The 14275-nt window shown below is 71.8% G+C and carries 8 protein-coding genes; 1 reads left to right on the top strand and 7 read right to left on the bottom strand.

The features are described 5' to 3' along the window. Positions 1-44: 44 nt before the first annotated feature. The 3 genes from ACWGIC_RS35270 to ACWGIC_RS35280 all read right to left on the bottom strand — a co-directional run bounded on the left by ACWGIC_RS35270 (position 45) and on the right by ACWGIC_RS35280 (position 3505). Positions 45-1502 carry a trypsin-like serine protease gene (locus ACWGIC_RS35270; RefSeq protein ID WP_452080262.1) on the bottom strand — a complete coding sequence of 486 codons (1458 nt, stop codon included), beginning with the start codon at positions 1500-1502 and terminating at the stop codon, positions 45-47. A gap of 316 nt (positions 1503-1818) precedes the next feature. After that, the gene (locus ACWGIC_RS35275; protein ID WP_452080263.1) at positions 1819-2208 is read right to left on the bottom strand and encodes a nuclear transport factor 2 family protein; all 390 of its coding nucleotides are present in this window, start codon (positions 2206-2208) and stop codon (positions 1819-1821) included. Positions 2209-2266: 58 nt separating this feature from the next. Next, on the bottom strand, positions 2267-3505 hold the full coding sequence (locus tag ACWGIC_RS35280; RefSeq protein WP_452080264.1) for an MFS transporter: 1239 nt from the start codon (positions 3503-3505) through the stop codon (positions 2267-2269). Between the two features lie 92 nt (positions 3506-3597). Between ACWGIC_RS35280 and ACWGIC_RS35285 the strand changes: the two genes are divergently transcribed. Further along, on the top strand, positions 3598-4179 hold the full coding sequence (locus ACWGIC_RS35285) for a TetR family transcriptional regulator (RefSeq protein WP_452080265.1): 582 nt from the start codon (positions 3598-3600) through the stop codon (positions 4177-4179). A 44-nt stretch (positions 4180-4223) separates the two neighbouring features. Here the strand turns inward: ACWGIC_RS35285 and ACWGIC_RS35290 are convergent, their stop codons facing one another. The 4 genes from ACWGIC_RS35290 to ACWGIC_RS35305 all read right to left on the bottom strand — a co-directional run. Beyond that, entirely contained in the window at positions 4224-4652 is a 429-nt protein-coding gene (locus ACWGIC_RS35290) for a hypothetical protein (protein WP_452080266.1), read from the bottom strand. Between the two features lie 28 nt (positions 4653-4680). Continuing rightward, the gene (locus ACWGIC_RS35295) at positions 4681-5667 is read right to left on the bottom strand and encodes a 3-oxoacyl-ACP synthase (RefSeq protein WP_452080267.1); all 987 of its coding nucleotides are present in this window, start codon (positions 5665-5667) and stop codon (positions 4681-4683) included. Further along, positions 5664-11057 carry a condensation domain-containing protein gene (locus ACWGIC_RS35300; RefSeq protein WP_452080268.1) on the bottom strand — a complete coding sequence of 1798 codons (5394 nt, stop codon included), beginning with the start codon at positions 11055-11057 and terminating at the stop codon, positions 5664-5666. The genes ACWGIC_RS35295 and ACWGIC_RS35300 overlap by 4 nt, the downstream gene beginning before the upstream one ends. 13 nt (positions 11058-11070) lie before the next feature. Continuing rightward, positions 11071-14275, bottom strand: a 3205-nt coding sequence (locus ACWGIC_RS35305) for a condensation domain-containing protein (RefSeq protein ID WP_452080269.1), incomplete at its 5' end; no start/stop codon positions are given.

Genomic DNA, 14275 nt, shown 5'->3' on the forward strand with positions numbered 1-14275 from the left:
CACCGGGCCGCGCGGGTCCCGGCCGGCGCCGCCCCACCGCGCTGTCACCGGACAGTGAGGGTGTAGGTGGCGCTGCCGCTCTTGCCGTTCGAGTCGGCGGCGGTGACGGTGATCGGGTAGGTGCCCGTCTGGAACGGTGCGAACACCTGCATCGTCGAGCTGCCGCCGGAGGAAATGGTCTGCGGGTTGAAGAACGGCGCGATCGGCAGCCCGGAACCGGACGCCGACAGCTTGAGCGAGCCCGTCCCGCCGGTCGCCGACACGGTCACGCTGGTGAACGAGCCCGCTCCGGCCGAGCCGCTTCCGGGCGTCACCGTCACCTTGACGTCGCCGGTCGGGGTGCCCTTGCCGACGGTCAGCGTGAGCTTCGCGGTGGCGGTGTCCGCGGCGCCCTTGCCGGAAATCGTGATCGGGTAAGTGCCTTCGGGCGTGCTGGCCGCGGTTTCGACGGTCAGCTTGGCGGTGTCGCCGGACGTGATTTTGGCGGGCTGGAAGGTCGCTTTCGCACCCTCGGGCAATCCGGAGGCGGTGAGATCGACGTTCTCGGCGCCGTTCTTGCCCGCCTTGCTGGTGACCGTCGTCGAGATATACTTGCCCGGCTCGACCTGAACCGAACCGGGGCTGACGCCGAGGGAGAAGCTGTCGTTGCCGACGTTCCCGATCTGCTCGGCGACCCAGTCGCCCATGTCGTTGTTGAGCCGGCCGTAGACGCTGTACCACTTGAAGTCGCTTCGGCTCCACGACGCGACGCCGACCACCTTGCCGTCCACGATCAGCGGACCGCCGCTGTCGCCGGGGAGGATCGTCGGGTCGCCGTTGGAATAGCCGGCGCAGATCATCGTGGCGTCCTGGAACCCGGCGCCGACTCCCTGGCAGTTCGAGCCCTCGCGGATCGGCAGGGTGGCCTTGTCGACCGTGACGTCCCGCGAGTCGTCGTTGAAGTCCTTCTTGCCGTAACCGACGCCGACGCCGTTCTTGCCGGGCTTGTTGAGCTCGGTGTCCGCGGAGGTGGCCACCTTGGCGTACTGGCCGTTCGGCACCGGGATGTCCGCGTCGGTGGTGACGACCGCGACGTCGTAGCCCTGGTCGAAGTTCACGTATTTGGGGTGGGTGTCGTAGCTGACGACGCCGACCCGGGTGCCGCCGCCCGCGTTCAGGTCGTCGAGGCCGTACAGGAAGGTCTTCTTGCCCTCGGCGGCCTTGCAGTGCGCCGCGATGAGAATCTTGCGCGGCGCGACGACCGAACCGGTGCAGGTCTGGCCCTGCGGACGCGAGCCGCCCTCGCGCAGGCCGGCGATGATGAACGGGAACTCCGCGACCGAACTGTCCTGCCCGTGGTAGAACTGCGGGCGCATGGCGGGCGGGATGTGCACGTCGCCGGTCGGGGCCACGGCGGCGGTGTTCGGAGCCGGGGCCGCGTGGGCCGTGCCGTCGAGCAGCGGCGCGGACAGGACGGCCAGTCCGGTGGCCAGCAAGCCCAGTATCCGGTGGGTTCTCTTCACAGCGGTTTCCTTTCCTAGGACTGGAAAGTCACCTTCCGGTGCCCGGCTGGGCGGCAGCAATCGGGGAATCGGGCCGTAGGGGTACGGATCTATCTCCGCGCGCTCACCAGGATGCGGTGCGGCGTTCGCTGATTCGCGGGCCTTCGCCCCAGTCCCGTTGCGCCCGCCGACCCCGGCTCAGTGCTCCGGGGTCGGCGGACGCGCGCCGGTGAGCCCGGCGGCCTTGCGGCAACTGGCGATCAGGCCGAAGGCAGCCGGAATTTCTCAGTGCCTCGTTCGGCTTTCACCACAGCCGCCGAGCCGACGCGGAGCCGGGTCATCCCTCGAGCTGGGCTTGGAAGATCGCCCGGTTGAAGTAGGCGCGCGCTTCGCGGATGAGGCCGTCGCGGTCGAGGTCGTAGATGTTGATTCCGGACCAGTTCACCGGGGTCCCGGCGGTGCTGACGGCCGCGCCGCTCCAGGCGACGGCGACCGCGTCGCCGACGGTGTGGACCTCGCGCGGAGTCAGGCCAAGGAACGGGTGGAAGTTCGGCAGCACCGAGGCGATGAACTCGCGGATCGCGGCGCGGCCGACGATCGGCGGCTGGCCGACCGGGTCGTGAAAGACGCCGTCGGCGGCGAACGCACCGGCCCAGGCATCGGCGTCGCCGGACTGGGAAGCGGTGAAGAACTGCGTCACAGCGGCGGGCATCGCGGGCATGGTCATGAGTGATCTCCTATTTCTTTACGGGTTGGATGGCGGGGCTTGGGGAAGGTGCCGGTGCTCAGACCGGCAGGGTTTCGCGGCGTGCCCGGTCGTAGCGGCGGGCGAACGGCAGCACCGCCAGCCCGGCGACCGCGAGGACGGCTTGCAATGCGCAGACCCCGGGCCAGCCGAACGCGCCGTAGCACGCTCCGGCCAGCGCGGCGCAGATCGCGCCGCTGAGGAAGACCGCGACCATGTACACAGTGTTGGCGCGGCTGCGCGCGTCGGGCAGGTAGGCGAAAATGCGCGCCTGATTGGCGATCTGGCTCCACTGCACCGCGACGTTGACCGCGACGATCGCCACGATCATGAACGCGAGACCGGTCCGGCCGAGCGCGTAGGCCAGCGCCGAAACCAGAGTCAGCGCCAAGGCCGCGGTGATGATCGGGAGCGGGCCGCGCCGGTCGATGAACCGTCCGGCCCAGGGCGCGACGAACGCGCCCGCCAGCCCCAGCACCCCGAACAGGCCGGCGGTCGCGGTGCTGAAGCGATAGGGGTCGTGGGTGAGCACCAGGACCAGTGAGGTCCAGGTGGCGTTGTAAGCGCCGAACAGGCTCGCGTGCAGCAGACACGAGTGCCGCAGCGCGGGTTCGCCGCGCAGCAGGCGCGGCAGCGACACGAGCAACTGCCCGTACCCGATGCCGGTCGTGCGGGCGGGCTCGCGCGGCACCAGCGCGACGGTCAGCAGTCCCGAAGCCGCGGTCAGCACCGCCGCGAGCACGTAGACCGCGCGCCAGCCGAATATCTCGCCGACCGCGCCGCCGACCACGCGGGAGCCGACGATCCCGGCCATCAACCCGATCTGGACCCCGGCCACGACCGACGCGCGCCGGTCCGGCGGCGCGAGTTCGGCGGCCAAGGGCACCAGCACCTGCGGGACCACGGTGAACCCGCCCACCAGCGCGGCGGCGGCCGCCACCGTCGACAGGCCCGGCGAGAGAGCTCCGAGCAGCAGCGCGAGCACGGTCGCGGCCAGCATCGCCGTCAGCAACGGCCGCCGGCGCCGGACGTCCCCGAGCGGCACCAGGAACAGGATCCCGGCCGCATAACCGAACTGCGCGCACGTCACCACCAAGCCCGCGGACGACGGCGCGACGCCGAGATCCCGGGCGAACAGCGCGAGCAGCGGTTGTGCCAGATAGACATTCGCCACGGTCACCCCGCTGCAGATCGCCATCACCGCGAACAGCAGCGGGCGAACCGGCGAACCGGGGCCGGCGGGCGAAAGCGGTCTCGGCGGTTTCCCCGTCGTGGGCATCGGCGTCTCCAGATCGATCGAACTAGTTAGTTCGGATCGTAGGAGCGCGCGGCGTCCGGTGTCAAACGAACCGGTTCGTTACACTGGCGGACGTGGCATACGACTCAGCGGCAACCAAGGAACGCATCCTCGCCGCGGCGGCGGCCGAATTCGCCGCCTACGGCGTCGCCGGCGCCCGCGTGGACCGCATCGCCGCGACCGCCAAGGCCAACAAGCGCGCCATCTACGACTACTTCGGCGACAAGAAAGCACTGTTCGCCGCGGTGCTGGAGAAGCTGATGGCCGAACTCGCCGAAGCCGTCCCGCCCGGCGAGGGCGCCGATCTAGGCTCCTATGCCGGTGCGTTGTTCGACTACCACCGCGCCCACCCCGAAGCGTTGCGGCTGCTGCTGTGGGAAGCACTCGAAATGGGCGACGAGCCCGTGCCCGACGAAACTGCTCGGACTCAGCACTACCTGGACAAGGTCACCGCGGCAGAAGCCGCCATGACCCCCGGCTCCAGCGACCCGCGGGCGCTGCTGTTCTTCACGCTGGGTCTGGTCGGATGGAGCTTGGCGATGCCGCAACTGCGGCGCATGGTCCTCGGCGGCGGCTACACGCTCGACCAGCTCCGCACCGCCGTGTCCTCGGCGGCCCAGACCCTCGCCACCGCGCCCCGCGAATCGGACGAGTAGACGACGTCCAGTGCGACGCTCCGGCTGAAGCAGCTCGCGCCGGGTCAGTCGTCGTCCTCGTCTTCCTCCGGAGTCGGGTCGCCGATCCTCTCGAAGCCGAGCCACAAAGCCTGGACAGGGAACTCGTCCTTCTCCCCCGCGACCCGCACGCGGTAGATCCCGGGCCCGGCAGGAAGCGTGTACGGACCGAGTGCGCCGCAAGTGATCTGGCTGATGAGCACGTCGTCGACGGGCAGTTCGATCGTCACACAGCCGAGTTCGGTCAGGCCCGCGCGCTCGCTGGCGGTCCCGAAATGGAGAGTGACCGGGCTGGTGCCCTCGCCGGTGCGCAGATAGGCCGCGAACTCGGTCGCCACCACGAGCGCGGAGGGATCGGCCGACGCCGGGAAGTCGAGCACCTCGTACTGGCTGCCGAAGACGCCGATCATCCCGTAATCAGGCCAGACCTCGAGCGATGCGGGGAGTGCTGTCACAGGAAGCATTGTGCCGTGCGCCCGGGGCTCAAAGCTCGTGCACCACGGTGTCGCCGGTGGTGACCAGCAGCGCGCTCCAAGCCGCGGCCGGGCTGATGTTGAGCAGGACCGCGCGTCCGCCGAACTCGCCGCTTTCGCGGGCGCACGAAAGGTTGAAGAACACGTCGTTGGGCCCGAGGTGGCCGTAGCGGGCCAGGTTGTCGAAGCACGCTTTCGCGATGGGGACGCCGATCGCCTCCGACCAGTTGCGGAACGCGGCCGTCGAGAGGTTTTGCGTGAGGTAGCACGGAATCTCGTCGACGGTCAGGCCGTTGCGAGCGAGGAGGCGGGCGACGAGGTCGCGCAGCCGGTTGCGGGTCTCCACGGCCAGCCGGAAGGCGTAGGCCGCCGGATCGGTGCATTCCTCCCGCCAATCCGCGAACTTCTCGTCGCGGTACTCGACGCGGAAGAGATCCGCGTAGGTGCCGTTCGTCTCCAGCAGGATGTCCCGGATCCGGACGGCTCCCCGGCGACGCAGCAGCAGCGCACCTCCGCTGTCGCCGTTGACCGTGACCGGGTGCCGGTAGCGCCCGGGCACCGCAGGCTTGCTTCCGTGCAGCACCAGCACGTTCGCCAGATCCGGGTCGGCGCGCAGCAAGCCGCTCGCGGCCAGCAGGGCCGGGGTGAGCGAGGCGCAGCCCAGGCCGCCGACCGAAAACGCCATCGCCCGGCCGGCGCCGAGCATCGCCTGCAGCCGGGTGGCTTCCGAACTGACCAGCGTCTGCGGGGCCCGCGGCTCCACTGTCAGGACAACGTCGACGTCGTCGGCGTCGAGGCCGGCGGCGGCCAGCGCGCGACGGCCCGCCCGGGCGGCCAGTTCGGCCGCGGTGAGCGTGTCGTCGGCGGGCACCCGGTCGATGCCCAGCGCGGCGCAGGTCGCGCGTTCGGCGTCGGAAAGCCCGGCCAGTTCGGGTAATTCGGCAACGGCGACGGAGGTGTCCGGCAGATACCACGCCGAGGCGGCCAGCGCGATCATGCGCCGGGGAGTTCGGCGAAGGCGCCCAGGATTTCGTCGGCGAGGGCGTTCAGCCGGTCCTCCCCGATCCCGCCGGCCACGCCCAGCCGCAGCGCGCCGTCCCGCACCGCGCTCGTCACGACCAGCGGGAACCACGACGCCACCGCGCGTTTCAGGTTCACCGACAGGTCCCAGCGGGTCTTCAGCAAGCGGACGCCGGAGTCGAACGCCGAGGTGTCGCTGGGCCCGTGCAGCACGAGGACCTCCGGCTCGGGCAGGGCCCGCAGCCGCGCGGTCCCGGGCGAGTCCGGCGCGAGGTGGCGCAGCATCCCGTAGCCGACGCCGTCGTTCGGCACCGACCGCACGCGGTCGGTGATCTCCGCCAAGCACTCTCGGGCAGTGGTGCCGGGCGCGACCGGCAGCACCAGCGGATGCAGGGTGGTGAACCAGCCCACCGACGGGCCGCGGCCGGCCATCCGGAACGGGTTGGGCGTGGCCTCCCCCTCGGTCATCACGTACGCGCACGGCGCGTCCTGCCATCGGGCCAGGCCGCACGACACCGCGCACAGCGCCGCTTCCCTGCCCTGCGCGCCGCCAGCGGACAGCAGGGTCGTGACCTCGGCGTCGTCGAGCGTGCGGGCGGCGACGCCGTCGCCGGGCGAGCCGCCGATCGTCCCGGCCGCAGCGGCTGCCCGCAGGGTCGCCGTCCAGTAGGTCAATTCCGCGGCGAGTTCGTCCGAGGTCGCCATGGCGCGCAAATGCTCGGCCCATTCGCGCCAGCGCGGCGGCCGCGCGGCCACGGCCGGGGTGCGTCCGGCCGCGAGGTCGCCGAGCAGGACGTCGAGGTCGTCGAGAACGACCACAGTGGACATGTTGTCGAAGACGAAGTGGTTGACCAGCAACACGAGCAGGCTGCCCCGCGCGCGGCCGCGGTCGTAGTGGCGGACTCGCAGCAGCGGCCCGCGCGAGGGGTCCATCTCCGCTTTCATCGCCAGGCAGTCGTCCGCGACGATCGCCAGTTCCTCCTCGTCTCCCAGCGGCGGCAGCGCTTTCGTGTCGAACACGTCCGCCGCGGTCACGTTCGCGATCTCGAGCCGGGTGCCCAGTTCGTTGCGCCGCAACCGGTAGCGCAGCGGTTCGTGCAGGGCCAGCAGGTGCCCGATCGCCGCCCGGATCGCGGCCGCGCCGAGTCCGGGCGTGGTCTCCACGGTGTGCACGTCGACGAAATCCCCGGCGTAGTCGGGCATCCGGCTCAGGAAGTCGAGCATGATCGGCGTCGGCGGGATCGCCAGTGCGGGTTCCTGCGGGGCCGGAACCGGCGTGCCGGACCGCACCGGTGCCGCGGCGGGACTGTCGACGACCGCGGCTCGCGCCAGTTCGGCGAGCGTGCGGCACTGCAGCAGCTGCTGCGGAGTGAAGTGCACGCCTTCCTTCGCCGCCCGCGCGGCCACCCGGACGCCGAGGACCGAATCGCCGCCGAGGTCGAAGAAGTTGTCCTTCGGCGCGACCGGGCCGCAGCTCAGCAGATCCGCGCAGAGCGCGGTGAGGACGTGTTCGGCGTGGCTGATCGGTTCGTTGTCCGCAAGGGAAGATTCAGTCATGGTCGGCTCACTGCTCCGGTGGGTGGGGTTCGGCTCGCCCGCGACGGCCGGGAGTTCGCCGAGCGGGCGCTCGGGTTCGCGCAGCACGGCGTCGAGCAGCGCGGGCAGGAACCGGGCGAGCGCGTCCGCCGTCTCGCGGTCGAACAGCGCCGTCGCGTACTCGAAGTAGCCGTCCATCGGCCCGTCCTGCTGGTCGATGACGCCGACGGTCAGGTCGAATTTGGCGGTGCCCGGCGCGATCCCGGCGACCGTGCCGCGGTCGGAGAACCGCGCGCAGCCGAGACCGCCCAGTTCGGCGGTGTCCTGCGGGACGTTCTGGTAGGTGTAGGCCACGTCGAACAGCGGCTGGCGGCCGGGCTCGCGCGGTCCGCACACCGCCGACACGATCTTCTCCAGCGGGATTTCCTCGTGGTCGAGCACCTGCGCGACGGTGTCCGCGCAGCGCCGGACCAGACCGGTGAACGACAGGGACTCCTCGACCCGGGTGCGGAACGGCGGCAGGTTGTTGAAGTACCCCATGAGGTCGTGCGTCGCCGGGTGCGTGCGGCCGGAGGTGGCCACGCCCACGACGACGTCGGTGAACCCGGCCCAGCGGTGCAGCAGCGCGTCGACCAGCGCGAGCATCGTGACGAACGTCGTCACGCCGTGCTCCCGGCTGAACGCCCGCGCGGCGTCGGCCGCCGGTTCGGCCACGGTGAACTCCACAAGATCGCCCTCGAAGGTCTGAGCCGCCGGGCGCGGCCGGTCCAGCGGCAGCTGCGCGCCGGGCAGCCCGGCCAGTGCGCCGCGCCAGAACCGCAGGCCGCGCTCCAGCGTCTCCCCCGTCAGCCGGTTTCGTTGCCAGGCCGCGAAATCCGCGAACTGGAAGGGCAGCTCCGGCAGCTCCGGCGCGCGCCCGGCCAGGCGCGCCTGGTACAGCTCGGTGAAGTCGCGGAAGAAGACCGTCGGGGACCAGCCGTCGAAGACGATGTGGTGGTAGGTCCACAGCAGCGCGTGGTCGTCTTCGGCCAGGCGCAGCAAGGTGATCCGCACCAGCGGGCCCGTCGCGAGATCGAACGGCCGCACGGCTTCCTGGTCGGCCAGTTCGGCGGCCACGGCGTCCCTGCGGGTTTCGGGCACTGTGGTCAGGTCGTGCATGACCAGCCGCGGCTGGGGTTCGGCGAGCCGAACGAAGGGCGCGCCGTCCTCGTCGGGGATGCAGGTGCGCAACACCTCGTGCCGGTCGAGGAGGTCCTGCACGGCCCCGGCGAGCGCGGTTTCGTCGAGCGGGCCGGCCAGCCTCAGGTCGTGCGGGATGTTGTAGAGCGCGCTGCCGGGGTTCAGCCGGTCCAGGTACCACAGCTGTTCCTGGCCGAACGAGAGCGGCAGCGGGCCGCCGCGTGGCAACGCGGTGATGGCGGCGATGTCCTCGGACTGGCCGCCTTCCGCACGCAGTGCCTGGACTCGCGCGGCAAAGGCCCGCACAGTCGGGTGGGCGTACAGGTCGGCGAAGGTCAGCTCTACGCCGAAATCGCGTTCCATGGTGCGCAGGGCCGTGATCGCCGCGATCGAGGTCCCGCCGTAGGCGAAGTAGTCCGAATCGGGGCCGAGTTCGTTTTCGCCGAGGGCGCGCGCCCAGATTCCGGCGACCCGGCGCTCGATCTCGTCGTCCGCCACCGCCGCCGTTGGTTCCGGGACCCGGGCCGGACTCGCGACGTCCGGCGCTCCCGCCGGACGGCACCAGCAGCGGACGCCCTCGAGCGGGTACACCGGCGCTTCGATCCTCGGCACGGTCGCATCGGCGTAGTGGCGGTCCCAGTCGAGCCGGACACCGAGCCGGTAGAGCGACGCCAGCTGCCGCAGCACCGCGCGCCGGCTGCCGCCGCCGACCAGTTCGACGCAGCCGAGTTCCGGCGCGAGGCGGCGCATGGTCCGGGACAGCACCCCGCCGGAGCCCAGCTCGACCAGCACCGCGCCGTCCCGGACGAACCCGCGGACGGCTTCGGCGAGCCGGGCGGAGTCGAGCCCGGGTCCGACTTCCCGACCGGCCGCCGCGGCCAGTCCGTCCACAAGGGACAGTTCGCCGCGGGCGATCCGCACCGACAGATTGCCCGCGCCGGATCCGACGAGATGAGTGCCGGGGAGGCCCAGCGACCCGGCCAGCCGGTGCAGGGCGTGGTGGACGGCGACCAGCCGCGGCGCCGGCTCGGCGGGCAGCGAACCGTCGCCGAGGACCGGCCACGCCGCGCAGAGTTCCCGCCAGACCTCGGGTTCGACCTCGCCGTCCCCGGAGAACAGCAGCACCACCGGCGGGTCGTCGGCGACCGGCGGGTCCGGCACGGCGGCCGACCGCAGTGCCGCCGCGAGACCGGCGGGCTCGTCGGCGACCACGGCGAGGCGGAACGGGTGGTCGTCGCGGCCGCGGTTCATCGCGTGGCCGATGGCGAGGACACTGTGCCCGCTCCCCTCGGCGAACTCCGCGAGGAGGTCGCGGTAACGGGCGAGAGCGGACGCCGACTTCGCGGAAACCGTGACGAGGTGGCTGGATACGGCCGGTTCGCCGAGCGCAGCGGCGGGCGGCGGCTCTTCGACGACAGCGTGCACGTTGGTCCCGGTCAGCCCGAACGAACTCAGGCCCGCGCGCCGCGGCCCCTCTCCGTCCCAGGGCCCGAACGCCGGATTGACCTGGACCGGACCCTCGAAGTCGATCAGCGGATTGGGCGTCTCGAAGTGCGCGGTCGGGTAGCGGACCCCGCGCCGCACGCTGAGCAGCACCTTGACCAGACCGGCGACCCCGGCGGCGTTGTCCAGGTGCCCGATGTTGCCTTTGATCGAACCGATCGCGCAGTGCGGGGTCGTCACTCCGGCGTCGAGGAACGCTTGGCGCAGGGCCTCGACCTCGACGACGTCGCCGAGCGGTGTAGCCGAGCCGTGGCATTCGACGTACCCGACAGTGGCCGGGTCGACACCGGCGTCACGCCAGGCCGCGGTGATCACCTCGGTCTGAGCCTGCCGGCTCGGCGCGCTCATGCTGGCCATCCGGTAGCCGTTGTGGTTGACGGCAATGCCTTTCAGCACTGCGTGCACGTGGTCGCCGTCGGCGAGCGCGGCGGAAAGCGGTTTGAGCACGACGATCCCGCCGCCTTCGCCGCCGACGGCTCCGGTGGCCTTCTCGTCGAACGGGCGGCACCGGCCTTCGGGCGACTCGACGCCGCGGATCGGCACGTGCCCGGCCATCCGGATCGGCACCGGCCGCACGCTGATGCCGCCGGCCAGCGCCAGCTCCGCGGCCCCGCTGCGGAGCAGGGCGACGGCGTGGGCGACGGCGACCAGGCTGCCGCTGCACGCGGTGTCGACGACGAGCGCGGGCCCGGTGAAGTCGTGGCGGTAGCTGATCCGCGCCGCGAGCGAAGCGGCCAGGGTGCCCAGGATCTGCTGCGGGTCTTCTTCGGCGATGAGGTCTTCGTAATCCGACCGCGAGTTCCCGAGCACGACGGCGGTGCGCGTCCCTCTCAGGGCCTGCGGTGCGTAGCAGGCGTTTTCGAGGGCTTCGTGGGCCAGTTGCAGGATGAGCCGCTGGTGCGGGTCCGTCCACGCGGCCTCGGCCGGCGGCATCCCGAAGAACCGGTGGTCGAACCGGTCGATCCGGTCGAGGTAGCCCATCGGCAGGTACCCGGTGTTCTCCGGGAAACCGTTCTCCCGCAACCGTTCCGGAGCGGGCTGCCCGACCAGGTCGCGGCCCTCGGCGAGCAGTTCGTGGACGGCGTCCAGCCCGTGGGCGCCCGGGAGCAGGGCGGCCACCCCGATGATCGCCACGTCGTCGTTGCGCACCGGCGCCGACCTCCTAGAGCTGGTAGTCCTTCGGCGGGTTCAGGCCGCGGTCCACTGCCCGGCCCAACGCGCCGACCGTGGGGTGTTCCAGCATCAGGGCCAGCGCCCCGACCGTGGGGTTGTCGAACAGCGCCCGCGGCGGCAGCGCGGCGCCGAAATCCGTGCGCAGGCGGGCGATGACCCGCAGGCACAGCAGCGAATCGCCGCCGAGGGCGAAGAAATCGTCGTCGACGCCCACCTGGTCCACGGCGAGCACGTCGGCCCAGATCCGGCTCAGCGTCCGCTCGGTCGCGCTGCGCGGTGCGAGGTAGGCGGCGTCGCCCGGTTTGGCGGCCGACGCGGGCGGAGGAGGGAGCGCTCGCGGCGGGGCGGCCGGTCCTGCCGGTTCCCGAAGCAGGTCCGCGAGTTCGTCGGCGAGGGACTCGGCCGTGCCGAGGTCGAACAACGCGGGGTCGTAGTCGAGTGCCAGCGTCAGAGGGTCGCCGTCGCGCGCACTGCCTTGGGCGACAAGGGCCAGCGGGTAGTTGGTGACCTCGACGGCGGTCAGGTCGCCCAGGTGCAGCCCGCGTGCGGCCAAGCCCTCCCGGTCGAAGGGGTAGTTCTCGAACACGACGATGCTGTCGAAAAGCCCTTCGGGGGCGGGCAGCCCGCTCCAGCGGCGCACGTCGGCGAGCGAGACGTGCCCGTACCGGCGCGCCTCCGCCTGTTCGGCCTGCAGCCGCCGGAACCAGCCGGGCCGGTCTTCCTCCTCGGCGACGGTCACGCGGACCGGAACGGTGTTGACGAACATCCCCACGATCGCGTCCACGCCGGGCAGTTCGGGCGGGCGGCCGGACACGACCGCTCCGAAGCAGACGTCCGGCGCGCCGCTGTGCCGGGCGAGCAGCCGTGCCCACGAGCCCTGCACGACCGCGTTGACGGTCAGCCGGTGCCGCCGGACGAAGGCGGCCAGCCGCGCGGAGTCCACAGTGGACAAAATACGTTCCACTGTGGACTGGGAACGCGCCCGGTGGGCCCGGCCCGACGGCCGGTCGAACGGGAGCCGGGTGGGCGTGAGCCCGGAGAGCGCCTTTCGCCAGTACGTCTCGGCCGCCGACACGTCCTGCCGCGCGAGCCACGCGAGGTGGTCGGAGAAGGGGCGGCGGCGTTTGGCCGGCTGGCCGCAGAGGTGCGCGAGCACGTCGGTGAGGACCTCGAAGACGCTCCAGCCGTCGAGAAGCACGTGGTGGAAAGTCCAGAGCACCCGGATCCGCGCACCGGGCAGCCGGATCAGCGTGACCCGCATCAGCGGCGCCACGGCCGGGTCCAGCCCGGCGTCGCGGTCGGCGGCGAGCAGCCCGGCTTCGGTCCGGCCTTCGCCGCCCGAACGCCAGTCGCAGACGGTGATCGGGAGGGTCACCGCGCGGTGCACGACCTGCACCGGTTCGCGGACGCCGGTCCAGCGGACGGAGGTGCGCAGGGCGGGGATTTCTTCGACGGCCCGGCGCCAGGCGCGTTCCAGGGCGGCGGGATCGTCGGCCCCGCCGAGGGTGAAGCAGATTTGCTCGAGGTAGGTGCCCGGTTCCGACAGGCTGTGGAACACCATCCCGGCTTGCAGGGGCGTCAGCGGATAGACGTCCTCCACGTTCCGGCCGTCGCCGAGCAGCCGGTCGAGTTCGGCTTGGTCGGCGCTGGCGAGCGGGAAGTCCGAAGGGGTGCCGCCGCCCGCGGCCGGATCGGCGCAGTGGGCGGTGATTTCCCGCAGCGCACCGAGCACGTCGGCGGCGAGGCGGGAGACGGCGGGTTCGTCGTGCACGCCGGGCGAGAAGGTCCATTCGAACTCGAGTTCGCCGTCGGCGGTGACGGCCGCGGTGATGTCGATGCGGGCAGTGCCGGTGCGATACGGCGCGCGGCTGAGGCCGATCGCGGAGGGCGGCGAGCGGAACAGCTCGTGCGGCCGGGCCTCGCGTGCGGACGACTCCCCCTCGACCAGGTCGAGGCGGCCGAGGTAGTTGAACGACACCAGCGGACGAGGCTCTGGCAACGGGGCGTTCCCGAGGTGCTTCAAGGCTCCGTAGCCCAAGCCGCGGTCCGGTACTGCACGCAAGGACTCCTTCACCGACTTGAGCACCGCGCCCCAGCCGCCGTCCGCCGGGACCTCCACCGCCCACGGGTACAGCGTCGTGAACCAGCCGACCGTCCGGGACAGGTCGACCTCGGCGAAAAGGTCCTCGCGGCCGTGGCCCTCCAGTTCGAGCACCACCCTGTCGTTGGCCGTCCAGCGCGCGAGCACCCGGGCGAGCGCGCTCACCAGCAGATCGTCGATGCGGGTGCGGTACGCGGCCGGGGCCTCGCGCAGCAACGCCGCCGTTTCGCCCGCGCCGAGCCGGACGGTCACTGCCTGCGGCGGCCGCGATTCTCCGTCGGGCCGGGCTTCGGCACCGTTGGCTGCGCGGTGCCACAACGGAAGACAGCTGTCGAAGCCTCCCGCGGCGGTGTGCTCGGCCAGGCGTCGCGACCAGTCGCCGAACGAGGTCGTCCGGGGCGGCAGCTCCACCGGCTGCCCCGTGTGTGCCGCCCGATAGGCCGTGCGCAGGTCCGCCAGCAGGATCCGCCACGAGACGCCGTCCACGACCAGGTGGTGCGCGGCCAAGAGCAGGCGCGAGCCGTCCAGCACCGCCGTGAACAAGGTGCCGCCGTCCAGTTCAAAAAGATCCATTGTGGACACTGAAGCGACGCTGAACACGTTCTCCGGCAACGTTTCCGTATACTCCTGACGCCACCCGTCGGCTGTCCGCCGGAAGAGCAGCCGGAGGGCGTCGTGGTGGCGGACGACCGCCTCGACCGCCGTGCGCAGCGCCTCCCGGTCGACCTCCGGGGCGAGGTCGGCTGACACCCACTGGCTGAAGTGCCCGGGATGCTCGGTGATCGTCTCGAAGAACCAGCGCTGGATCGGCGACAGCGGGACCGTGCCGGACGGCCGGGGCGCCGCGCGGCTCGCCGGTTCCTCCCAGACTCCAGCGGCCGCCAGCGCCGCCGGGGTCTGCCGGAGAAAGACGTCCTTCGCGCTCAGGCGCAGCCCGAACTGCCGGGCCCGCGCCACCACCTGGATGCCGAGGATCGAATCGCCGCCCAGCTCGAAGAAATTGTCCTCCGCGCCGACGCGGTCCACGCCGAGCACCTCGGCCCACACCCGCGTCACCAGTTCTTCGGCCGGTCCGCGCGGGGCCGTGCGGGCG

It is taken from the genome of Amycolatopsis sp. NPDC054798, assembly GCF_053611505.1.

What these genes read in the sequence shown, in the direction of transcription:
- ACWGIC_RS35280 (WP_452080264.1), bottom strand. Translation starts at nt 3,505, where the DNA reads ATGCCCACGACGGGGAAACCGCCGAGACCGCTTTCGCCCGCCGGCCCC.
- ACWGIC_RS35295 (WP_452080267.1), bottom strand. Translation starts at nt 5,667, where the DNA reads ATGATCGCGCTGGCCGCCTCGGCGTGGTATCTGCCGGACACCTCCGTC.
- ACWGIC_RS35275 (WP_452080263.1), bottom strand. Translation starts at nt 2,208, where the DNA reads ATGACCATGCCCGCGATGCCCGCCGCTGTGACGCAGTTCTTCACCGCT.